General features: G+C 51.0%; 22 protein-coding genes. 8 read left to right on the top strand and 14 right to left on the bottom strand.

Annotated elements, in window-relative coordinates:
* The first annotated feature begins 18 nt into the window (after positions 1 to 18).
* Positions 19 to 2298 carry a glycosyl hydrolase family 95 catalytic domain-containing protein gene (locus ACO064_RS12765; RefSeq protein ID WP_421827728.1) on the top strand — a complete coding sequence of 760 codons (2280 nt, stop codon included), beginning with the start codon at positions 19 to 21 and terminating at the stop codon, positions 2296 to 2298.
* A gap of 1 nt (position 2299) precedes the next feature.
* Here the strand turns inward: ACO064_RS12765 and ACO064_RS12770 are convergent, their stop codons facing one another.
* A complete protein-coding gene (locus ACO064_RS12770) occupies positions 2300 to 2515 on the bottom strand; it encodes a hypothetical protein (protein ID WP_421827729.1) in 216 nt (71 codons plus the stop codon).
* Positions 2516 to 2723: 208 nt separating this feature from the next.
* On the opposite strand from ACO064_RS12770, the gene ACO064_RS12775 reads away from it, so the two are divergent.
* A complete protein-coding gene (locus tag ACO064_RS12775) occupies positions 2724 to 3755 on the top strand; it encodes an aldo/keto reductase (RefSeq protein WP_421827730.1) in 1032 nt (343 codons plus the stop codon).
* A 58-nt stretch (positions 3756 to 3813) separates the two neighbouring features.
* Here ACO064_RS12775 and ACO064_RS12780 read toward each other — a convergent pair whose 3' ends face one another.
* On the bottom strand, positions 3814 to 4188 hold the full coding sequence (locus ACO064_RS12780) for a hypothetical protein (RefSeq protein ID WP_421827731.1): 375 nt from the start codon (positions 4186 to 4188) through the stop codon (positions 3814 to 3816).
* 324 nt (positions 4189 to 4512) lie between these two features.
* Here ACO064_RS12780 and ACO064_RS12785 point away from each other — a divergent pair, with 324 nt between their 5' ends.
* On the top strand, positions 4513 to 5136 hold the full coding sequence (locus tag ACO064_RS12785; protein WP_421827732.1) for a hypothetical protein: 624 nt from the start codon (positions 4513 to 4515) through the stop codon (positions 5134 to 5136).
* A gap of 221 nt (positions 5137 to 5357) precedes the next feature.
* Here the strand turns inward: ACO064_RS12785 and ACO064_RS12790 are convergent, their stop codons facing one another.
* Complete coding sequence (locus ACO064_RS12790; protein ID WP_421827733.1) at positions 5358 to 6050, bottom strand: porin family protein; 693 nt, start codon at positions 6048 to 6050, stop codon at positions 5358 to 5360.
* 242 nt (positions 6051 to 6292) lie between these two features.
* On the opposite strand from ACO064_RS12790, the gene ACO064_RS12795 reads away from it, so the two are divergent.
* Positions 6293 to 7105, top strand: coding sequence for a lysophospholipid acyltransferase family protein (locus ACO064_RS12795; protein WP_421827735.1), 813 nt, complete (start codon positions 6293 to 6295; stop codon positions 7103 to 7105).
* A 13-nt stretch (positions 7106 to 7118) separates the two neighbouring features.
* Here ACO064_RS12795 and ACO064_RS12800 read toward each other — a convergent pair whose 3' ends face one another.
* From ACO064_RS12800 to ACO064_RS12815, 4 genes are all read right to left on the bottom strand, one after another.
* Positions 7119 to 8534, bottom strand: a complete 1416-nt coding sequence (locus ACO064_RS12800; RefSeq protein WP_421827736.1) for an inorganic phosphate transporter — start codon at positions 8532 to 8534, stop codon at positions 7119 to 7121.
* A 276-nt stretch (positions 8535 to 8810) separates the two neighbouring features.
* Entirely contained in the window at positions 8811 to 9866 is a 1056-nt protein-coding gene (rlmN, locus tag ACO064_RS12805) for a 23S rRNA (adenine(2503)-C(2))-methyltransferase RlmN (protein ID WP_421827737.1), read from the bottom strand.
* Positions 9863 to 10456, bottom strand: coding sequence for a CvpA family protein (locus ACO064_RS12810; RefSeq protein WP_421827738.1), 594 nt, complete (start codon positions 10454 to 10456; stop codon positions 9863 to 9865). Before ACO064_RS12810 ends, rlmN begins: the two co-directional genes overlap by 4 nt.
* Positions 10457 to 10608: 152 nt before the next feature.
* Positions 10609 to 11064, bottom strand: coding sequence for a GatB/YqeY domain-containing protein (locus tag ACO064_RS12815; protein ID WP_138994686.1), 456 nt, complete (start codon positions 11062 to 11064; stop codon positions 10609 to 10611).
* 137 nt (positions 11065 to 11201) lie between these two features.
* Between ACO064_RS12815 and ACO064_RS12820 the strand changes: the two genes are divergently transcribed.
* Positions 11202 to 11915, top strand: a complete 714-nt coding sequence (locus ACO064_RS12820; RefSeq protein WP_421827739.1) for a pyridoxine 5'-phosphate synthase — start codon at positions 11202 to 11204, stop codon at positions 11913 to 11915.
* 101 nt (positions 11916 to 12016) lie between these two features.
* Positions 12017 to 12400, top strand: coding sequence for a RidA family protein (locus ACO064_RS12825; RefSeq protein WP_421827740.1), 384 nt, complete (start codon positions 12017 to 12019; stop codon positions 12398 to 12400).
* Positions 12401 to 12518: 118 nt separating this feature from the next.
* Here ACO064_RS12825 and ACO064_RS12830 read toward each other — a convergent pair whose 3' ends face one another.
* On the bottom strand, positions 12519 to 13961 hold the full coding sequence (locus tag ACO064_RS12830; protein ID WP_421827741.1) for a Gfo/Idh/MocA family oxidoreductase: 1443 nt from the start codon (positions 13959 to 13961) through the stop codon (positions 12519 to 12521).
* Between the two features lie 45 nt (positions 13962 to 14006).
* A complete protein-coding gene (locus ACO064_RS12835) occupies positions 14007 to 14303 on the bottom strand; it encodes an SCP2 sterol-binding domain-containing protein (RefSeq protein WP_421827742.1) in 297 nt (98 codons plus the stop codon).
* A gap of 430 nt (positions 14304 to 14733) precedes the next feature.
* On the opposite strand from ACO064_RS12835, the gene ACO064_RS12840 reads away from it, so the two are divergent.
* Positions 14734 to 15276, top strand: a complete 543-nt coding sequence (locus ACO064_RS12840) for an RNA polymerase sigma-70 factor (RefSeq protein WP_114406319.1) — start codon at positions 14734 to 14736, stop codon at positions 15274 to 15276.
* 77 nt (positions 15277 to 15353) lie between these two features.
* A complete protein-coding gene (locus tag ACO064_RS12845; RefSeq protein ID WP_165840927.1) occupies positions 15354 to 16133 on the top strand; it encodes a FecR domain-containing protein in 780 nt (259 codons plus the stop codon).
* 20 nt (positions 16134 to 16153) lie between these two features.
* On the opposite strand, the gene ACO064_RS12850 is transcribed toward ACO064_RS12845, so the two are convergent.
* The 5 genes from ACO064_RS12850 to ACO064_RS12870 all read right to left on the bottom strand — a co-directional run bounded on the left by ACO064_RS12850 (position 16154) and on the right by ACO064_RS12870 (position 21671).
* Positions 16154 to 16579, bottom strand: a complete 426-nt coding sequence (locus tag ACO064_RS12850; protein WP_421827743.1) for a hypothetical protein — start codon at positions 16577 to 16579, stop codon at positions 16154 to 16156.
* A 143-nt stretch (positions 16580 to 16722) separates the two neighbouring features.
* Entirely contained in the window at positions 16723 to 17943 is a 1221-nt protein-coding gene (locus tag ACO064_RS12855) for an acyltransferase family protein (protein ID WP_421827744.1), read from the bottom strand.
* 91 nt (positions 17944 to 18034) lie between these two features.
* A complete protein-coding gene (locus ACO064_RS12860; RefSeq protein WP_421827745.1) occupies positions 18035 to 19270 on the bottom strand; it encodes an MFS transporter in 1236 nt (411 codons plus the stop codon).
* A gap of 143 nt (positions 19271 to 19413) precedes the next feature.
* On the bottom strand, positions 19414 to 20679 hold the full coding sequence (locus ACO064_RS12865; RefSeq protein WP_421827746.1) for an MFS transporter: 1266 nt from the start codon (positions 20677 to 20679) through the stop codon (positions 19414 to 19416).
* A 101-nt stretch (positions 20680 to 20780) separates the two neighbouring features.
* Complete coding sequence (locus tag ACO064_RS12870) at positions 20781 to 21671, bottom strand: hypothetical protein (protein ID WP_421827747.1); 891 nt, start codon at positions 21669 to 21671, stop codon at positions 20781 to 20783.
* Between the last annotated feature and the right edge of the window lie 52 nt (positions 21672 to 21723).

The raw sequence follows: 21723 nt of genomic DNA on the forward strand, positions 1-21723 counted from the left end.
AATCAAATTCGTTCATTTTTGACAGGAATCGCCTGCTGGTTTCTGTTAGGCCCTCAGCCGACTACTGCGCAACCGCTCAAAGTCAGCCCGCAGGATCTACGGTTTTCGCAACTCCCCACCCGCTGGGACGAAGCACTGCCGTTGGGAAACGGGGTGCTGGGGGCACTGATCTGGCAGAAAAACGACCGTCTCCGGCTTTCGCTGGATCGCGTGGATTTGTGGGATTTACGACCCATGAAAGGGATCGACCGGCCCGAATTCAGCTATAAATGGGTTCAGGGGCAGGTCATGAAAAAAGACTACAAGATCGTCCAGCAGTATTTCGATAAACCGTATGATGAAGAACCCGGCCCAACCAAAATCCCGGGGGCGGCTCTCGAATTCAACACGGCCGCCCTCGGTTCCGTGCAGTCGGCCCGGCTGCTCATTCAGGAGGCCGTTGCGGAAGTGACCTGGCGGAACGGGGCGGTTTTGCGTTCGTTCGTCCACGCAACCGAACCGGTTGGCTGGTTTCGTTTCGAGAAGGCCCCGGCCCACTTTTCGCTGGAACTAATTCCCCCGGCTTACGGAAAATCGATTCAGGAAAAAGCCGAAAATGCCGTGGTTGATGGCGACGATCTGGTGCGATTGGGTTATAAACAGGGAACCGTTTTGCAACAAAAAAACAAGATTACGTATCACCAGACCGGCTGGGGCGGTTTTTCGTACGACGTCACGGTGCAATGGACGCAGAAAGGCAGCACGCTGGAAGGAACCTGGACGATTGCGTCGGTGTATCCCGAAAAAAAGAAAACCGCCAGTTTGGCAAAAACCGCATCGACTCCCCGAACGTATGCCGCTGATCTGGCTGCGCACCGAAGCTGGTGGCAGCGGTTCTGGTCGAAATCGTCGGTTCAGGTGCCGGATTCGCTGTTGCAAAAACAATGGTATCTGGAAACCTACAAGTTTGGGGCCACGGCCCGCGCCGATGCGCCACCGATTTCCCTGCAAGCCGTCTGGACCGCCGATAATGGCCGGATTCCACCCTGGAAAGGGGATTATCACCACGATCTGAATACGCAACTGAGCTACTGGCCGAGCTACAGCGGAAACCATCTGGAAGAGAGCATTGGTTACATCAATCACCTGGAAGAGAATTTGCCGACGTATCGCGATTACACGAAGCGGTTTTTCGGAACCGACGGAATTGCCGTTCCGGGCGTCACCACACTGACAGGCAAGGAGATGGGTGGCTGGATTCAGTATTCGCTCTCGCCCACGGTTTCGGCCTGGCTGGCGCAGCACTATTATTGGCAGTGGCGGTATAGCGAGGATGCGGTTTTTCTGCGTCAGAAAGCCTATCCGTGGCTGAAAGGCGTGGCCCAACACCTGGAACAACTGACGGTTTTGGACCCAACCGGGAAGCGGAAACTGCCCATCAGTTCGAGTCCGGAAATTAAGGATAATAAACTGGAAGCCTGGTTTCCGACCAATACCAACTACGATCTGTCCCTGATGAAGTTTGTGTTTAAAACCGCAGCCGAAATGGCGACGGCTTTGGGCAACGAAGCGGACACCCGGCATTGGCAGGCTATTCAAAACCAGTTTGGCGATTTTGCGTTGAGCGACCAAAACGAACTGATGTTTGCCGCCAGTTTGCCCTACAATGAGTCCCACCGCCATTTTTCGCACCTCATGGCGATTCATCCGCTGGGGCTGATTCGGTGGGAAGACGGTGAAAAGTCGCAGCAGATTATTCGGAATTCACTGGCGTTGCTCGACCGCGTCGGGCCGGATTGGTGGTGTGGCTATTCCTACGCCTGGCTGGGCAGTCTGAAAGCGCGGGCGAAAGACGGATCGGGAGCCGCCGAAGCCCTGCATACCTTTGCCTCGGCCTTTTGTTCGGTTAATTCGTTTCACCTGAACGGCGATCAGACCAAATCCGGAAAATCGAAGTTTACGTACCGACCGTTCACGCTGGAAGGAAACTTTGCATTTGCTGCCGGTTTGCAGGAAATGCTGATCCAGAGTTACGCCGGTTTTATCGAAATTTTCCCGGCCATTCCCGCCACCTGGAACGACGCTGGTTTTACGGATTTACGAACGGAAGGGGCTTTTCTGGTCAGTGCTCAAAAACGCGCCGGAATCGTGAAAGAGATTACGGTAAAAACCGATCCAGGCGGAACAGTCCGTCTGAAACTGCCTTTCAACACCTACATTGCCAAAACATCACAAAAGGCAGCTATTGAAAAAGCAGAACCCGGTTTTGTGACGCTGAAGATACAAGCGGGCGGTTCGATCACCTTGCAAAATCAATAGATTAATTGTCCTTCCGCCGGGTGGTATCACGTTTTTCCAGGGTTGCTCCCACGCCAAAGGCATTGGGATCACTCGGCGGAACGACTCTGACTTTGCGTTTGCCCCTTCCCTCGCGCGGACTGATGACCTTGCCGGGCGTTGATACCGGTTCAGCGGCCGGACTGGTCAAGGGCGCGCTGTTCGAAGGCGTCACTACGGGCGCAATTGTGGTGGGCAATTGTTGCGGTTTTTGCCGAACCGTATCGCTTTGGCTCCAACAAACACTGGCTGACAAGCTGAGACCTAGAAAAATCAGAATCGAGCGCATAACAATAACATCATTTGTTCAATGAAACGAATTGCAACCGGTTTTGTTAGAATGAACGGTATAACGCTTCCCAAAGCAACCTGAAGCGGTGCCGAAAAACCCAAAATCATCACACACTATGAAATATAACCTATTGGGGGACACCGGTTTGCTGGTTTCCGAGCTTTGTTTAGGCACCATGACCTTCGGCGGAAGCGGCTCGGGCATGTGGGCAGCCATTGGAAAACTGGAGCAGGAACCGGTCGATGAGCTTCTGAAACGCTCGGTCGATGCGGGCATTAATTTCATCGACACCGCCAATGTCTACGCCGAAGGCGTGTCGGAACAGCTCACCGGCCAGGCCATCCGAAACTTGGGTCTCAACCGCGATGATCTGGTCATTGCCACCAAAGTTCGGGGTAAAATGGGCGAAGGCCCCAATCAGATCGGCTTGAGCCGGAAACACATTGTGCAACAGGCCGAGGAAAGTCTGCGCCGACTGAACACCGACTACATCGACCTCTACCAGATCCACGGTTTCGATTTTTTGACCCCGCTGGAAGAAACGCTCCGGGCGTTGGACGATCTGGTGAAGAGTGGGAAAGTCCGCTACATCGGTTGCAGCAACCTGGCAGCCTGGCATCTGATGAAAGCGTTGTCGTATTCTGAACACAAGGATCTGGCCAAATTCGTGTCCCTGCAAGCATATTACACCATTGCCGGTCGGGATCTGGAGCGCGAAATCATTCCGCTGCTGCTGGATCAGAAGGTGGGCCTGATGGTCTGGAGTCCGCTGGCGGGTGGTTTGCTGAGCGGCAAGTATGGTCGCAACAAGCAACCGGAAGATTCCCGCCGGGTGAGTTTTGATTTTCCGCCGGTCAACAAGGAAAAAGCGTACGATATTCTGGACGTGATGGAGCCGATGGCCGAAGAAAAAGGCGTTTCGGTAGCCCAGATCGCACTGGCGTGGCTGTTGCACCAACCCGCAGTAACCACGGTTATTATCGGAGCTAAAAAACCGGAACAACTCGAAGACAACCTCAAGGCAATCGACGTCGTTCTGAGTGCCGACGATCTGAAAAAGCTCGATAACATCAGCAAACTGGCTCCCGAATATCCGGGCTGGATGGTGGACCGGCAGGCAAATGATCGGAAAAAGTACGTACAGTAAATCATAAAAAAGGCCAGGAGCGACCTGGCCTTTTTTATGATTTAGATACCCGAAGTTGTTAGTTCATGACCACCAGTCGTGTTGGTGCTTCAATCGGCTCCGAACCCAGGTTCACCTCTTTGACAATGCTGCCTTCTTTCGATTTTACTTCCAGTTCATACTTGCCATCGGGCAACTCCGCAACGTTCAGCTTGACGGCGTACTTCTGTTCTTTCTTGCCCACAAATTGCTGAAACATCACCCGGTTGTTTTTGTCACGCAGCAGAACGACCACCGGTTCCAGAGCGGTTTTTTCGACCGCAACCCGGATTTGGTTGTTGATGGTCACGTAGGCACTGGCATCGAACGTGAGGGTTTTGGGAGCCGTTCCGTTGTCAACTGGGGTAGTACTCAGGATAGCGGTGCAAATCAGGTTACTCAGTAAATTCATCATGGTATTTGTTGTTTAGTATGGTGTTGTTTATGTCTTAGAATTGTTGTTTCCTGTTCGATGATCTATAATGCCAACGCCGTGCCAAGGCAATACCAATTTTATAACTAATTGATAATCAGAAAACAAAAATTTGTATTTACTTTTCAAGTGTACGAAGCCGGACAATCTCTGTTCAAATGCGGACAAAAGTGTACGCCCAGCGACCGGTTTTCCAAAAAACTAAACGAAGTCACATTACCGTTCATGTTTGTAAAAGCATTAACTTTCTGCGTGCCTATCAGGCTAGCCCAATTCGCTTGAAAAAACGCTAAAAACCATGCTACTATGAAGAAAATCCTTTTCTGTTTTGCGGCTTCGATCGCAGCCATCACTTATGCGTCAACCGCATCGGCCGCAGCACCGGCCCGGGGTGCCACCATAATGCTTCAAATCAGCTCCGACTCCACGGCGGCCCTGCTTGATAAAGCCGTAGCAGCCAATGCCAAAGGCGACAAAACCGGCACCGTGAAAGCGTTGCAAGCCGGCACCACGGCCCTCGAAACCGAAGCCAAAAGCAGCACCGGAAGTATGAAAGACAAATTGCTGGGACAGGTCGGAAACCTGAAAAAATTGATTCCGCTGGCGCAAAGCGGTTTGCTGAAAGGCGATATTTTGCAAAAAGCAGTAAGCCTGGCCAAAATGGCCCTCGGTGCAAACCAAGTCGAAAAGCTGATGGGGGGCGGAAACCTGCTCTCGAAAGTTACCGGGCTAACCAGCAACCTGAATCTGGTCAAAACCGGCCTCTCCGCGCTCGGCGGAAGCAATGCCAGCACGGGTAACTCACTCATCACAACGGCCCTTGGCGGCCTCTCAAAACTGAGTAAAGGGGGCGTTGCCGCAAAAGCGGCCGAACCCGCCGTGAAGGGCCAGTTGGATAGCGTTCTCGGCTTTGTAAAAGGTGTTCTCTAGTCCGAAATGGCACCGAACCATTGCAAAAAAGCCCGGCGCAAACGCACCGGGCTTTTCCAATTCAACTCTAACCCTTAAACACACACAAACTGTCTTATATTGAATTAATATCAAATAATGAATACTGAATAACGAACATCGAGGTGTTCATCACTTTGCCATTTCCCTAATTCAATGTTCGTTATTTGATATTCAGTATTCGATATTAGCTCATTCTTCCTTCACTGCCCTATCGCAAACGAGTAGCCAATCGACGCGCTGAGTCCGCGGTTGCGGATGGGAAGCAGAAGGAAAGGCAGATCATATTGCCGCGAAAAACCGTGTTCATAGCGCGCTTCGACGAAGAATTTTCCTGGTCCGGCTTCGGCACTAAGGCCCAGTCCGCCAATGGCACTGAAATCCCAGCGGTTATAGCCCAGCGTATTCATATTCATGTCGACATCCATGGGCTGGCTCCGGAAAATACCGCTGGTCCGGGTGCGAATCCGACCGTTGACGGCGTAACCGGCGGCAGCTCCCGCCAGCATGTAGACTTGAACCGGTCCTTCGTTCAGGTTGATTTTGGCCAAAACCGGCAGCTCCACATAGCGCGTCTGGTAGGCAACACGGGCTCCCAACGGCAAATCCCAATTCCCAATCGACAGATCGAAGCCTTCGTTGACTGCGAATCCTTTCTGTACGTACGCAATTTCGGGGCGGATGCTCACACGGTCACTCACCGGAACTTCGAGAAACAACGCGCCGGTTGGGCCGGGCGACAGGCGAAACGTGGGTGAAAAGCTGTCTAAAAATTCGGGTTTGGAAACCGCCCCCCAATTGGCTCCTGCCCGAAAGCCGACCTGAACCTGGGCCGATGCCGTTTGAATAAGAGAGATGGTCAGCGCAGCGAGTGCTGCCAGTGTAAAACGTTTCATGGTCGATCAAAAGATTGGTTGGTTGTTCGATGGCAAACCGCTAGCTTACGTTCTGATCTCAAAAGGGCCGGTTGGTTTTGCAATCTGATGCTTGGACAGGCGTCGGCGACAATGGATTAATGACCCGGGGCATTTTGTTCAGAATTAGTTAAAATCATGGATCTTTTAGTACTTTATACTGAAAACATTGCATTGCTTTTGTCGCTTTAGTACCTGTTCAACCACGCCAACGCTTTTGAATAATGACGGAGAAAAAACCAACCCGCTACAGCTTTTTACCAAAACCGCTTGACAGGCTGGATTTTTTGGGGTTTTTCGAAAAAGACCCCTTCGGTAACTCGTTGTTCATCAAGCGAATGATGATTGCCATCGTCGGCTGGATTACCTACCTCCGGTATACGGTTTATAACAAAATTACCATTGAGGGGACTGAGCATTTGAAGGATTTACCGATCAACAACGTGGTATTTTTGTCCAACCATCAGACGTATTTTGCCGATGTCATTGCGTTTTACCACATTTTCTGTAGCGTCAAATGGGGGCTTACCAACACGATTGTGCCGCCCGTGTACCTGTTCTGGCCCCGCGCCCGCAACTATTACATTGCTGCCAGCGAAACCATGAAGGGCGGTCTGGTACCGCGTATTTTTTCGTTGGGAGGAGCCATTCAGGTCGAGCGTTCCTGGCGGGCGAAGGGGCAGGATGTGAAACGGGAAGTCGATAACACGGCCAATGACCGCATTGCTGCGGCCCTCGAACACGGCTGGGTGGTTAGTTTTCCACAGGGGACCACGAGCCCTTATGCGCCGATTCGGAAAGGCACGGCACACATCCTTAAAAACAACCATCCGATTGTAATTCCGGTGGTAATCAACGGTTTTCGGCGGGCTTTCGACAAGAAAGGATTACGGATCAAGAAGCGGAATACCCAGTTGAGCGTGCGCTTCAAACCGCCTTTGCACTACCGGGAAGATGAACCCGTTGACGCGCTGATCGATCGAGTGCGGGATGCCATCGAGCAGGACATTCCGAAAGAGAAACTGACGTGGTTGTAGCAAAAAACCGGCTTTAATCCAAAATCCAGCGGAAAAGCAGGTAAAGGGTGAACGACAGCGTTACGGAAACCGGCAGCGTCATCAGCCAGGCGAGGGCGATGTTCCGAACCGTTCCGCCCTGCAGGTTTTTGATCCCTTTGCTGGCCACCATACTCCCGGCAATCCCCGACGACAGCATGTGGGTCGTGCTGACTGGCGCTTTATAAAGCGTGGCAAGGGCGATGGTCGTAGCGGCTACCAACTCTGCCGAAGCACCCTGCGCGTAGGTTAAATGCTGTTTCCCGATTTTCTCGCCGATCGTGACTACAATCCGCTTCCAGCCCACCATTGTACCCAGGCCGAGCGACAGGGCGATCATCAGAATGACCCAAAACGGTGCATAATCCGTAAACCGGCGCAAGCCTACTTTCTCGTTCAGGTTCGTCGTCAGCGTGTTGATGTCGGTCGCACTCAGGTCGACATCTTCACTTTCCATCAACTTTTTGACGTTATTGTTGATCAGCAGCAAGTCCCGGCGAATCTGCAACCGCTCTTCGGCTTTGAACTTCCCATCCACCAGTGGCAGACTAATCACACGCTGCAAATCAACAATCTCGGCTTTTGTACCGGCTATCCGGCCCCGATCGGTGTCGGACAGCCCCGTGGTATCAATTTTATTGACGATTTGTGAAATCTGCACCAGATTCCCGCGCATCGTGGTCGGGTCGATGGTGTTGTTGAGGGCAAAATAAGCCGGGGTAATCCCAATCAGAATCAGCATGATCAGCCCGACGCCTTTCTGCCCGTCGTTCGACCCGTGGAAAAAACTAACGCCCGTGCAGGTAATGATCAGAATGGAACGAATCCAGGTCGGCGGGGGCGTGTTTTTTTTGGGTTCTTTAAAAAGGTCTTTGTTGCTCACCAACCGGCGCAACAGAAACATCAGGATAATGGCGAGGCTAAAACCGATCAGCGGAGAAAGCAGCAGGGCCTTCCCGATTTTCGTGGCTTCTTCCCAGTTGACCCCCCCTGGCTCACCCGCCCGACCCATCGTTGAAAAAGCCAGTCCTACGCCCAGAATCGAGCCAATCAGGGTGTGTGAACTCGAACTGGGCAGACCAAAATACCAGGTTCCCAAATTCCAGATAATGGCACTGAACAGGAGCGCCAGCACCATCGCAATGCTATGATAGACATTCTGATCGACCAGCAATTCGACGGGCAGGAGATTGACAATTCCCATGGCCACGCCAATACCGCCCAACAGAACACCGATAAAGTTCCAGATGCCCGACCAGACCACGGCCACATTGGGTTTCAGGGAGTTTGTATAAATAACCGTGGCCACGGCGTTGGCCGTATCGTGAAATCCATTGACAAATTCAAAAGCGCAGGCAGCGAAGAGACAAAGTGCGAGGAGGATAAAAATATCCGTTTCTAATCCGAACATGCAGATACAAGTCTGTGAAACTGAGTCTTAGTAAAAACTCAACAAATCAATTTGGCTCAAAAGTACGGTAAACTTTTGATCGCAATGTTACCTAAATGTTAAGCAATAGACCTGCAAGGTTTTCAAAACCTTACAGGTCTGGCTAAAGTGATACCCTTCATTGAAATCGCAAAACCTGAAAGGTATGAGTAAATTAACGCAAACTGTGAGATTTGCTATTAACATTACGTGCCGCTGGCACTTAAGCAAGGGCATCATCTCATAGTTGGCGTTAAGTTACTGCTTCCCGGCCAATTGTCCGCAGGCGGCATCGATGTCTTTGCCCCGGCTCCGGCGAATGTTGACGATGACACCCCGGTCTTCCAGAAAACCGGCGAACCGGTCAAGCGTCTGGGGGTCGGTATTTTTATAATCGGCTTCCGAAATCGGATTATACTCGATGATATTGACTTTTGCCGGCACTTTCTTCGTAAACTGCCACAGCTCTTTGGCATCCTCCAGCGTATCGTTGACGTTGTTGAAAACGATGTATTCAAACGTAACCCGCGTACCGGTTTTCTGGTAAAAATACGTCAGCGCTTCGGCCAGTGCGGGCAGCGAATTGCTCTCGTTGATGGGCATAATCTGATTACGCTTTTCGTCGTTGGCGGCATGAAGCGAAAGCGCCAGGTTGAATTTCACCTGATCGTCCCCCAGTTTTTTAATCATTTTGGCAATCCCGGCGGTCGAAACCGTAATCCGTTTGGCCGCCATGCCCAGGCCGTTGGGCGACGTAATCCGCTCGACCGACTCCAGCATGTTGGCGTAGTTCAGCAGCGGTTCGCCCATACCCATGTAGACAATGTTGGTCAGACCGGTTCCGTAGGCTTCTTTCGCCTGCTGGTCGATGGCCACCACCTGATCCACCATTTCGCTGGCTTCCAGGTTGCGCTTGCGGTCCATGTAGCCCGTTGCACAGAATTTGCAGGTCAGCGAACACCCCACCTGCGACGAAATACAGGCCGTCATCCGGTCGTCCTCTGTTTTCCGCAGCGACGGAATCAGCACGCCCTCCACCAGATTGCCGTCGAAGAGCCGGAACGACGATTTGATGGTACCGTCGGCACTTTGCTGCTGTTTCGAAACCGCCAGCGTCCGAACCTCAAAATGTTCCGCCAGCAATTGCCGCGTTTTCAGCGACAGGTTAGTCATTTCCTCAAACGTCCGTACCGAATGTTTCCAGAGCCACTCCTGAATTTGTTTCGCCCGAAACCCCTGCTCGCCGTGGCTGGTCAGCCAGGTTTTCAGTTGGTCGTCACTGAGTTTGCGTATATCCTGCTTCGTCGTAATCATCCTTTTTTATGCAGTCTTTCCACGCCGGAGTCCTCCGAATCGGTGTTGCCGTCGGACCAGTTGCGCGAGAATTCTTCCTTTTGTTTTCGAATCCAGTTCGTTCCTACGGGAATCCAGCCGGAGGTTACATCCATCACGATGGGTGCGATGGGTTTTACGACCGGATAGAGATACGTTTCCTGCGTGTGTTTCAGGGGCATACGGATTCCCATCCACGTTAACAACCAGAGCATTACACTAATTCCGAAAACCCAGGTAAAAATTCCGACGGCCGCTCCGGCTAAACTGTCGAACGTGCCCAGAAGCGTGTATTTGAGCGATTGGCGCAGGGAAAAACCGATGCGGTTGATCAGAAAAACAGTCGGAAAAAAAATAATGGAGAAGCCCAGCCACGGCAACAACCGCCGGGCCACTTCCATGCTGATGTACGGCGCCAGCAGGTCGATGCCAAAACCCAGAAACTTGAATCCCACGATCATCGCCACGATAAACGCCACAATGGCCACAATTTCCACCAGCAAACCCTTGCGGTAGCCATTGAACGCGCCATAGAGCAACGTAATCAGGATGATGATGTCGAGGATTTTCAAGTTTTAAATGGTTGGATGGTTAAATGGCTGAAAAATGGTTTTGATGGTTAGAAAATGGTTGAATGGTTGAAAAATGGTTAAATGGCTCGTCGTAATTTTAACCATCCAACCATTTTTAACCATGATAACCATCAAAACCATTTTTCAACCATTTAAGCAGTAAGCAAATTCTTCACCAACGCTGAAATGGCTTTCCCTTCGGCCTGACCGGCCAGTTCTTTGGTGGCCACGCCCATTACTTTACCCAGATCCGACGGCCCGGTGGCACCAACGCGGGCGATGATGTCCTGCACGCGGGTTTTCAGTTCGGCTTCCGAAAGCTGTTGGGGTAGATAATGTTCGATGATGGCGATTTCCGCCAGTTCGGCCTGCAAAAGATCGTCGCGGCCCTGCGTGCGGTAAATATCAGCCGAATCCCGCCGTTGTTTCACGGCTTTGGTCAGCAGTTTCAGTTCATCTTCGGGCTTGATGTCGCCCCCGGCCGAACCGTCTTTGGTTTCTTCCAGTAAAATCAGCGACTTGATCGCCCGCAAAGCCCGCAACCGATCCTGCTCCCTGGCTTTCATAGCCTCCTTGATGTCAGCATCGATTTGTTGTTTCAGCGCCATAATGTCAGTTAAAAATTAAAAGTTATGAGTTAAGAGTTACTTTAACTCCGGAACCAATAAAAGTTTGGCAAAGTTACGAAAACAGGATGGGCTTGTTTGCAACTCATAACTCTTAACTGCTAACTCTTCATTAAAAAATGACTCGTTTGAGTGTTAATATCAATAAAATTGCCACGTTGCGGAATTCACGGGGCGGCAATAACCCGAATGTGGTTAATGTGGCCCTCGATTGCGAACGATTCGGAGCGCAGGGCATAACGGTTCATCCACGCCCCGACGAACGGCACATCCGCTATACCGATGTGTTGCAGTTGAAAGAGGTAGTCACGACCGAGTTTAACATTGAAGGCAATCCCGACGAGCGGTTTATTGAACTGGTGACGCGCGTCCGGCCCGAGCAGGTAACGCTCGTTCCCGACGCGGTCGACGCCATTACGTCCAACGCGGGCTGGAATACGGTTTTGCACCGGGATTACCTGACGGAACTGGTCAAGCGGTTTAAAGACCTGGGAATCCGGGTTTCGATCTTCGTGGATGCCGACGAGCAGATGGTTCAGGGTGCCAAAGAAGTCGGTACCGACCGGATTGAGTTGTATACCGAACCCTATGCGGCTCACTATGCCGAAGACCGGGAAGCCGCTATCACTCCGTTCGTTCAGGCGGCCAAACTGGCCAACGAGCTGGGATTGGGACTCAACGCGGGGCATGATTTAAGTCTGGAAAACCTGCGGTATTTTCACCAGAACATCCCCGGTTTGCTCGAAGTCTCCATCGGTCATGCGCTCATCAGCGACGCGCTGTATCTGGGCCTGGAAAATACCATTCAATTGTATTTAAAAGAATTGGAATAAAGATGATAGACAAGAGAATAAAGACATACTAAACTGGCTACCAGCCTTTTGTCTCTATTCTCTTGTCTATCTTCTCTTGTCTATCTTCTCTTGTCTACACCATGATTTCATCCGTCGAAACCCCCAACGCTCCGCTTCCTGCCGGGCATTATGCCCAAGCCACGGTCTGGAACGACCTGATTTTCGTATCTGGTCAGTTGCCCATTCATCCCATCACGAAGGAGAAATTCACCGGCCCGATCGACGTACAAACCCGGCAGGTGCTGGAAAATGTCAAAGCCATTCTGGAAGCCGCCGGGAGCGATCTGGCCCGCGTCCTGAAAACGACGGTTTACATCGCCGACATTTCCCTCTGGGACCAGGTTAACGCGGTTTACGCGGATTTTTTCGGCGACCACAAACCCGCCCGCGCCGTGGTACCGACGAAGGAACTGCACTACGGTTTTCTGATCGAGATTGAAGCGGTAGCCGTGCGGACACCCTGACAGCGGTCGAAGACCCTGTCAGCGGTATCCGTACGGCCATCACTAACAGGGTCTCCGACCCAGCAGTGGTAAGCTATAAAATCCACCGCTGACAGGGTCTCCGACCGCTGTCAGGGTGTTACAACGCATAATTACCCCGGTATTGCCGTTTCACAAACTGATTGGCGTAGTCGAAGTTGGTGATTTTCATGTTCACGCCGTCCCAAAAAAGCTTCTTGCGACCCGGAAAAGTGAAGCCTCCACCGGTTTTCGGCTCCCGATACAGGTAACTGCGTGTGGCCAGGTTTCCCATCAGGACGGTTTCTGTCAGCGGCCCGGATTCATCGAACGACGAACTGGTATAGGCCCCATAGCCCTGCTTACAGGCTTTGACCCACTGCTGCTGATGGCCGTCGGTTTTGCCCTCGACCAGCGGTTTTTCGGCATCCGGCATTTTTTTATCGCCAAACTTCTCTTCCGGAAACAAACGCGGGTTGTTTCCAAACAGCTCGGCAACCAGAATGCCTTTGGTGCCGATGAACATCATGCCGCCGTCAATGTTCGTAAATACTTTCTCGTACGGAATGCCGTCCGGTACTTGCGGGCGAATCCCGCCGTCATACCACGAAAACTTGATTTCTTTCACCTTCCTGTCGTCCGACGGAAAGGTCAGGTGAATGGCCGATGAGGGTGGACAGACATCGTCGTAAAACGCTTCTTTGAAAAAATCGGAATAGACCGAACCCACGCTACACTCCACCGAAGTCGGGTATTTCAGTTTCAACGCCCGGAACGGTACATCCATGAAGTGGCAGCCCATGTCGCCAAGTGCGCCCGTACCGAAGTCCCAATAGCCCCGCCAGCGGGTCGGCATGTAGGCTTCGTGATAGTCGCGTGCGGGGGCTGTGCCGAGCCACAAATCCCAGTCGACCTCCGACGGAACCGGCTGCGACTCGCCTTTGTCTTTCGGCGACCGGACGCCCTGCGGCCACACCGGGCGGTTGGTCCAGCAGTTGACGGTATGCACGTGCCCGATGACGCCTTTCTGAATCCAGGTTTCTATTTTGCGCGTATCGTCACCGCTACTGCCCTGATTGCCCATTTGCGTCACGACCTTGTATTTCCGGGCCGCTTCGGTCAGCATTCGGGCCTCATAAATATCGTGCGTCAGCGGTTTTTCGCAATAAACGTGTTTGCCCAACTGCATGGCGGCCATCGCAATCGGCGCGTGCATGTGGTCGGGTGTCGAGACAATCACGGCTTCGAAATTCTTCGCTTCCTTGTCGAACAATTGGCGGTAATCTTTGAAATACGGCGCCTTGGGAAACTGGGCGCGGAATTTCTTCGCCTGCCGGTCGTCGACATCGCACAGCGCGACCATGTTGTCCGAGCCGTTGTTATAGGCCATCCGAATGTTCACATCCGCTTTACCACCGCAACCCACGGCCGCAATGTTGAGCTTATCGCTGGGAGCCGTAAAGCCGGGACCACCCAGCACGTGACGGGGTACAATCGTAAAACCGGCGGCAGCCAGGGCACTACCCTGAATGAATTTCCGGCGGGAAAGGGAGGTGAATTTCATAGGGATTTAGGTTTAGGGATTGAAAAAGGGAGAGCGACCGAGCCGTTAGCTCAGTTTTTGACCAATCTTCATGGCCAGACCCATATCGCCCTGAACTTTGAGTTTACCAAACATAAACGCGGTCATGGGGTTCAAGTCGCCGGTGCCTAATTTTTGTAAATCACTCAGTGACACCTTGATCGTGCAATCCGCGTCGGTGTCTTCGTTGGAAACAACGGCGGGCACCTGCCGTCCGTCGATGTAGATAACGCCCTGATCGGTAGCCAGTTTAACGGTGGCATCTAACCCACTGTCGGTACCAAGGCGTTGCCGGATCTGCTCCGTAAATTCCTGTAAATTCATGCGTGTGGTTCGTTTATGACTCGAAATAGGACAAAAACCGCTAAAACTAGGCGGTTTTTTCGGTAAAAGTAGAAACAATACCGAAATTTTTAGTAAGTTCAGACCCGTTAATAACGCCCTGAACTAATCTGAATTTCTCTGCACTGATGGAAAGACCCTCCACAGCAGCGGTTTATTTAACGGTAAACCCATTTTCTGCAATTCTGACAATTCTGTGTATCTTTACCCTCTCAATCTGTCCGATCAAAATAGATAATAACCTCCCCGTGATTTCACCGATGGCAGGTACTACTTTGGTCTGCCGGGAGATTCTCACTAACGCCAGAGCGCAAATCCGTGACCAGAGTATTCGGAGTTTGTTAACGAACCGGTGGAGTTCTGCGTCTGATAACTAAGACCGATCAGGCTGCTATAAAAAACGTGTATTAGGATGCAAGCTGAACAAACCCTACTCCGACAACTGCGGAACGCCGACCCAACAGCCTTCAGGCGGGTCTACGACCGGTATGTTCAACGGATTTATTATTTTACAGTTAGCTTTCTAAAATCACCGGAAACCGCCCAGCAAATTGTACGTGACGTCTTTACCACGCTTTGGGAACGACGCAGTACGCTCGATGAAGACATTCCCCTGAACGGGTATTTGTTCACCATGACGTATGGATTGGTGCTTTCGGCTTTTCGTGAACGGCACAGCCAGTGCCAGCCGCAGGAAATTCTGCAGCGACTGACCACGCAGTCCGGCACCGATACCGAGGAGCAAGTGCTGTATCAGGAACTGGAGTTACTGTATCAACAGGCTGTTGGGCAGCTTCCCCCGCGCCGGCGTGAAATCTATTTGCTTAGTCGTCACGAGGGATATACGTCACAGCAAATCGCTGATCGCATGAACCTCTCCACCCGAACCATCGAAGATCATCTGGCCCAGGCTTACGACACACTGGGCAGTTATTTTCAAAGACATACCTATTGAATTTTGAATGAGTGAATGATAGAATGACCGGGCCGCCGGAGCGGTCATTCTATCATTCACTCATTCACTCATTGAAAATGGAGGAATTGCTGGTTAAATACGTCCGGAATGAATGCAGCCCTGAGGAAGAGCAGTGGGTCATTGGCTGGCTGCAGAACCCGGACAACGAATCACGCTTGCGCGGATTGATGCGGAAACAATGGAGCAATCCGTCGGTTTCCGGGGTCGAATCGCCCGACTGGCAACAGATGTGGATGGGTATTGCCCGGCAAACCAAAGACCTGCCTATGGAATCGGAGCCCCCTCTATACCGTACGGTATGGCGTCAGATTGCCCGCATTGCAATCTGGATTGGTTGCATTATTGCTTTTGGACTCGGCATCCGGTTTCTGCGGGAGGCCCAGTTGCCCGCCGACGTCATCTACCAGTCCGGAGCCGATCAATCCATGCGAGTGGAATTAACGGACCATTCGTCCGTTATCCTCAATAAAAACTCAACCTTGACGGTTTCTTCCGACTGGTCAGGGCCCAACCGCAGCATCTGGCTCGATGGCGAAGCGATTGTTGACGTGGCAGAACAGCCCATCGGGTTCCGGTTGCTGATTCATACCGCCGACCACGTGGTGACCGAAGCACAAAAAGCCCGGATTTTCGTAGCCCGAAAAGACAAAAAAGTGCGGGTCGTGGTAGAACACGGCCTGGCTAACTTCGTCATTCACTATTCAGGCATGTTGGGCGAAATGAAGAAATATGCCCTGCAACGGGGCGGCATGGCCGAATACGACGAGAAATCAACCCAACTGATCAGACGCCAGGTTAACCCGCTGACCTATACCTCCTGGGCACAGCCTGAATGAGTGAATGCTCGAATAATTGACTACATTCCCGTCTGCGGCTCCACAACCGGAACGACCGTCAGCAACCGTTGCGTTGAACGCTGCTCGATTCCGGACGACTTTACCTGAAAAACTTTTTCGATCGTTTCATCCCCATTGGTGATCTGGAACGTATACGCTCCGTCGGCCATTGCACTCATGTCAAACCGCTGGCGGTATTTATCCAGATTCCGGGGCATGGTTTCCGCAAAGAGGACCCGATTGTTCTGATCACGTAAACGAACAATAATTTTACTTTTGGGATCATTCTTTTGGATGGTTACCCACAATTTCAGCGGGTTAGCCGACGGATATGTAGCGGCTAAAAAAGGCTTCTCTTCCGTAGTGGTTTGAGCGAAGGAGGACAGGCCGACCAGGAAAAAGGCACCCAGCAGAAGGGCACCAAGGGGGCGAATGAGCTTTTTCATGTGTGTTCGTATTTGTTGCTTACTGTTCAATTGCAGACCAAAGACAACACCACAGACAGGCCGGCACCGACGGCTGGGAAAAGCGGCAGAAAAAAAGGATGAGTGGTTGTGAGTCGGGAAGAACTGTCGAAAAAGCCCGTAGCTTACTTAATTAACGGCACTTCAAAGGTTGAAACCGTCGCACGGCGGTCCGTGGAAGCTCCCGCCATAAACCGGTCTTTCAGACGCAGGAAAGGTTTCTCAAAGTAGGTATAGGAAAGGTATGACAACAGAGTCGTGAGCAGGAGTATCAAGGCATACGCCTGCAAATTAAATGCTATAGAATGAAGAAGCTCCGGACTGGAACTCCGACCGGCAAGTAGATTAAGTACCAGGGTAATCGCAACCGGATGGTAGATATACAGTCCGTACGAAATGCTTCCCATGAACTTCATCAATGGATTTTCGAACTGCACAATGGATTGCGGATTAGACGCCAAATTGATCAATAAAAAACAAAAGAATACCGCGTAAAATTCATAATTAATGCCCGGCACCCGAAAACCGGTTGCTATAAAAGCAATTAGAAATAAATACATGATAATCTGAACTGATTTGCGGTGTAAAACTTCTAGAACCGGGTGGTTTATAAAAACTAAATAAGCGCCTAATCCACCAATGGCCATGCAGCCAATTCTGAATTGTGCCATGAACATCGATACAAAAAATAAAACCGGATGAGTCTGCTCTTTGGCAATGTGATATGGATTAAGAACGAACCGGTAATAGAAAAAAATCCCTGCCAAAACAAGACCGACTGTCCCGATTATAACCAATGTTCTTTTGAAATGACGACTCAGTAGTAGCCAGGGCCAGAACAAATAAAATTGCTCTTCAACCCCGATCGACCAAACGTGCCCCGAGAGCGGCATGGGCTCATAAAGTCCCACGACGAGGTTGGGCAGCACGAGCAGATAGAGCGTTAATTTCTCGTAAAAGTGATGAAAAGTGGTCTCTGACCAGATCGGCATTTGAAGAATCCCGATCGTGGGAAAAACGAAGAAACTGAGCAGAACAATCAGGAAATAGAGCGGCCAGATACGGAGCATGCGTCGAATGTAGAATTTTGCAATATCGACCGTACCGGTTTTCTGTTTTTCAGCCAATAGTAAATAGGTAATTAAAAAACCACTCAGCACGAAGAACAGAGCGACTCCAAATTTACCAAGTTGGTAAATGACTGGCCGGTCATTTAAATTATCGATACCAAGAAAAAAAACCGATTTATATTCTTCGATATGATGAATAATGACAGCGGCAGCAGCAATAAAACGAATACCATTAAACCCCTTGAAGTAAACGGAATCGGTCTTAGCAGGAAGCATACGGAGAACAGAGTAGAGCGTATATTACATAGATAATCCAGTTAATCGTAAATATATTATTTATATAGATAATTTATAGAATACGACGGTATTAATCTTCAATGTAGTTTAAATCTTTACCATATGTTTCATCTAATGTAAATAAAGACCAGAAACTAATGATAAAACAAATCAATCCAACCAGGGCGGCTGCGCCGATCACGCCAACCGAAAGTTTGAGCGTTTGAAAGAGTGGAATGGTTAATAAGGTTGTAGCCCGGACGTTGTTTGCAATGGAGGTTGTAGCGGTGGCGCGCAGGTTGGTGCCAAAATGTTCGGCCGAAACGGTTAAAAACAGGGCGATGTAGCCAATCGAGAATCCCAGCCCCACGCAAACGGCATAAAACAGCGGGACGGACGAAATACCGCCAAAAAGATAAATGCCCACGAACACCAGATTCATCGTCATCAATGCCCCAATGGCCCGTCGGCGGGACCGAAACCACTGGCTCAGGGCACCGCTGATTAAATCGCCTACCGCCATACCGATATACGTAAACATGACGGTTCGGCCCGGCGCGATGGGCTCGGCAATGCCCAGGGCTTTCCCGAACTCGTTGCTGAAGGTGGCCAGAATACCGATGACAAAATAGGTGGGAACAGCCAGCCCCATACACCGCAGGTAGGTCAGAAAGCGTTTTTGATTGGAGAACAGCGACCAGAAATTACCACGCCGGACGGTTTGCTCCCTGATTTTGAGAAACATCCCCGACTCGAAAACCGATACACGCAACAGCAACAACAACAGGCCCAGGCCGCCCCCGATGAAATACGTGGTACGCCAGTCGAACAGCACGACGGTGAAATATGCTACTACGGCCCCAAACAGGCCCACACCCGCGATCAGTGAGGTTCCGTAGCCCCGGAGTTCTTTCGGCAGGATTTCGGACACGAGCGTAATGCCCGCGCCCAGTTCGCCGGCCAGCCCCAGCCCGGCCACAAAACGCAAAACCGCATACGTATCCGCGTCCTGCACAAAACCGCAGGCAATGTTGGCGAGTGAATAGGTAATGATGGACCCGAAAAGCACCGAAAGCCGCCCCCGCTTATCGCCCAGAACACCCCAGAAAACACCGCCCAGCAACAAACCGGCCTGCTGCCAGTTCAAAACTGTTCCCCCAATGACCGACACCTGTTTTTCGTCGAGCCCCAAATCTTTCAGACTCGGCACGCGAACGATGTTGAACAGCAACAGATCGTAGACATCCACGAAATAGCCCAAAGCGGCCACAATAACCGGCAACGTAAACAGCGGGCGGAAGGTTACGGAAGGCGAAGAAGAAGTCATGCCAAAGGAGAATGAGTTAATTTTAAAAGAATGATAAATGTAAAATGATGAATATCAAATGTAAAAGTAGGTTGGGCGCTTCTGGAACCCTTTTACATTTGATATTCATCATTTTACATTTATCATTTTCAGCAACTTATCCTTTATTCCTCCAAGTAGTTAAGATCTTTCCCATGTGTTTCGGGAATGGTCAGAATGGAATAGAAGCCGATCGCAAAGCTGATAATTCCAACGGCCACGCCCGCATTGACGATGTCGAGAGACGGTTTAAGATACGCATAGAGACTGGTCATGAGAATAACCGTTCCGCGTACCATGTTCGGCACGGTGGTGGCGGCAGTGGCCCGGAGGTTCGTACCAAATTGTTCGGCACCGATGGTGACAAACATGGCCCAGTAGCCGATGCCGAAGCCCATCGCCAGAAAATACATGTAAAGCCCCATGACGGTTTTCGGTGCTACGTACACGTAAATCAGACTAACAACCAGGGTGAAGCCCATCAACAGTGAAACCGCCTGCTTGCGCGATTTGAGGCCCTGACTGATGACACCACTCGCCAGGTCGCCAATGGCCAGGCCGATGTAACACCACATGATGGTCAGACCCGGTTTAACCGGTTCGGCGATGCCAAACGCCAGGCCAAATTCATTGCTGAACGTCGCGAGAATACCGATTACAAACCAGGTTGGCAGACCGATGCCGATGCATTTCATGTATTTCGAAAACCGCTCCCAGTTGGTGAAAAATGCGAAGAAATTGCCTTTCTGAACGTGTTTCTGTTCAGACACCTGCGTAAACATGCCGGACTCAATGACCCCGATCCGGAGCAGAAGTAAGCCGATTCCCATGGCGCCACCGATCAGAAACGCATTTTGCCAGTTGAACAGTTCGACGGTGAAATACGCGACAACCGCACCAAACAACCCGACCCCGGCCACCAGCGACGTGCCGATGGCACGCAGTTGTTTGGGCAACACTTCGGAAACGAGCGTGATGCCCGCGCCCAGTTCGCCCGCCAGCCCGACACCCGCCACAAACCGCATGGCTGCGTAATAATCGGTCGGGTCCATGAACGTGACACGGTCGATGAAACCGCAGGCGATGTTGGCAATGGAATAGGTAATGATGGACCCGAAAAGTACGGAAAGCCGCCCGCGTTTATCGCCCAGAACGCCCCAAAGAATACCGCCGATGAGCAACCCGCCCATTTGCCAGTTCAGAATGTTGGCCCCAACGCGGGAAATCTGCTCGTCGTTCAACCCCAAATCTTTGAGGCTCGGAACGCGGACAATGCCAAATAGTAACAAATCGTAGATGTCGACAAAGTAGCCCAGTGCAGCGACAATGACCGGAAGGCCAAACAGGGATTTGTACGATACCTTTGGCGGGGGAGGAACTGTAGAATGCATTCGTTTGGTAAAAGGATGTTAGGAAAATAGAATGAATGGCAAGTTACCGATTTAGCCACATTTGACCAACTTATCCGCAAAGGTAGTGCCAGACCGGTGGTTTAAATCGGTTGATATGGAGTCGGTTGCGCTTCGTGGTGGACGATCACCTGCATGGCGGTTGCCAGGGTCCAGACTTTCAGCGCTACTCTTGAAAAGATGAAGAGTTGCTGAACGATGAACAGCAGAATAATCGGGAGCCAGCCGCTGGTGACAATCCAGGACTCGATCAGGAAGTAGATAGCAAAACAACCTGCTCCTATACTCATCAGGAGCAGATAATAACCAAAAATTGTTCGGAAATGGGCCAAAACAAACCGCAATGCCTGACCGAACGCCAGAAATACCCGGGTGTCATCCTGACGAAACAGTAGAATTTTGGCGTAATCTCCCAGGCAAAGCACCAGCAACGCGAAGAATGCAAATACAAAAAAACAGGCCATCAGGAGATAAATCATGCTTTGCTCATTCAGCAGATCGCTCAGGCTGTAGGCCAGCAAGCCGGCGAAAAGCATACCGACAAAAGCCAACGCCAACAGGATGCTGGCGATGCTGAAAAATAATCGAAAAAACCGCCCGAAGCACTCAACACTGGCCGCTAGAAACCAGCTCAGCCGGAACGCCTGCCGAAGGTGTTCGGCCGAGGGTGATACATACAGCAACATACCGCCCGAAAAAAACACACTGAGAATCAGATACAAAACACCCAGCCAACTCCCGACGGCCAGCAACGGATCGATAGCGGATTCGCTGTTTTGCATGAAATCGCTGTAAACCGTATAATCGAAGCTATTCAGTAATTCCAAATACGCCAGGGAAGAACCGGCTTCACTTTGGAGCGTTGCGTAGGCCGGAAGTAAGACCAGCAAACCCACTAGAAAATGAACAAAATACACCCAAAAAACCATACGCCACGAACGAACGACGACGTTTAAGGCACTAAAAATCACCATTTTGATTCAATAACAATACATAAAAAGACTAGGGTCGCGTTCATTAGTCCGT

The organism is Larkinella sp. (genome assembly GCF_965227735.1).
GTDB lineage: Bacteria > Bacteroidota > Bacteroidia > Cytophagales > Spirosomataceae > Larkinella.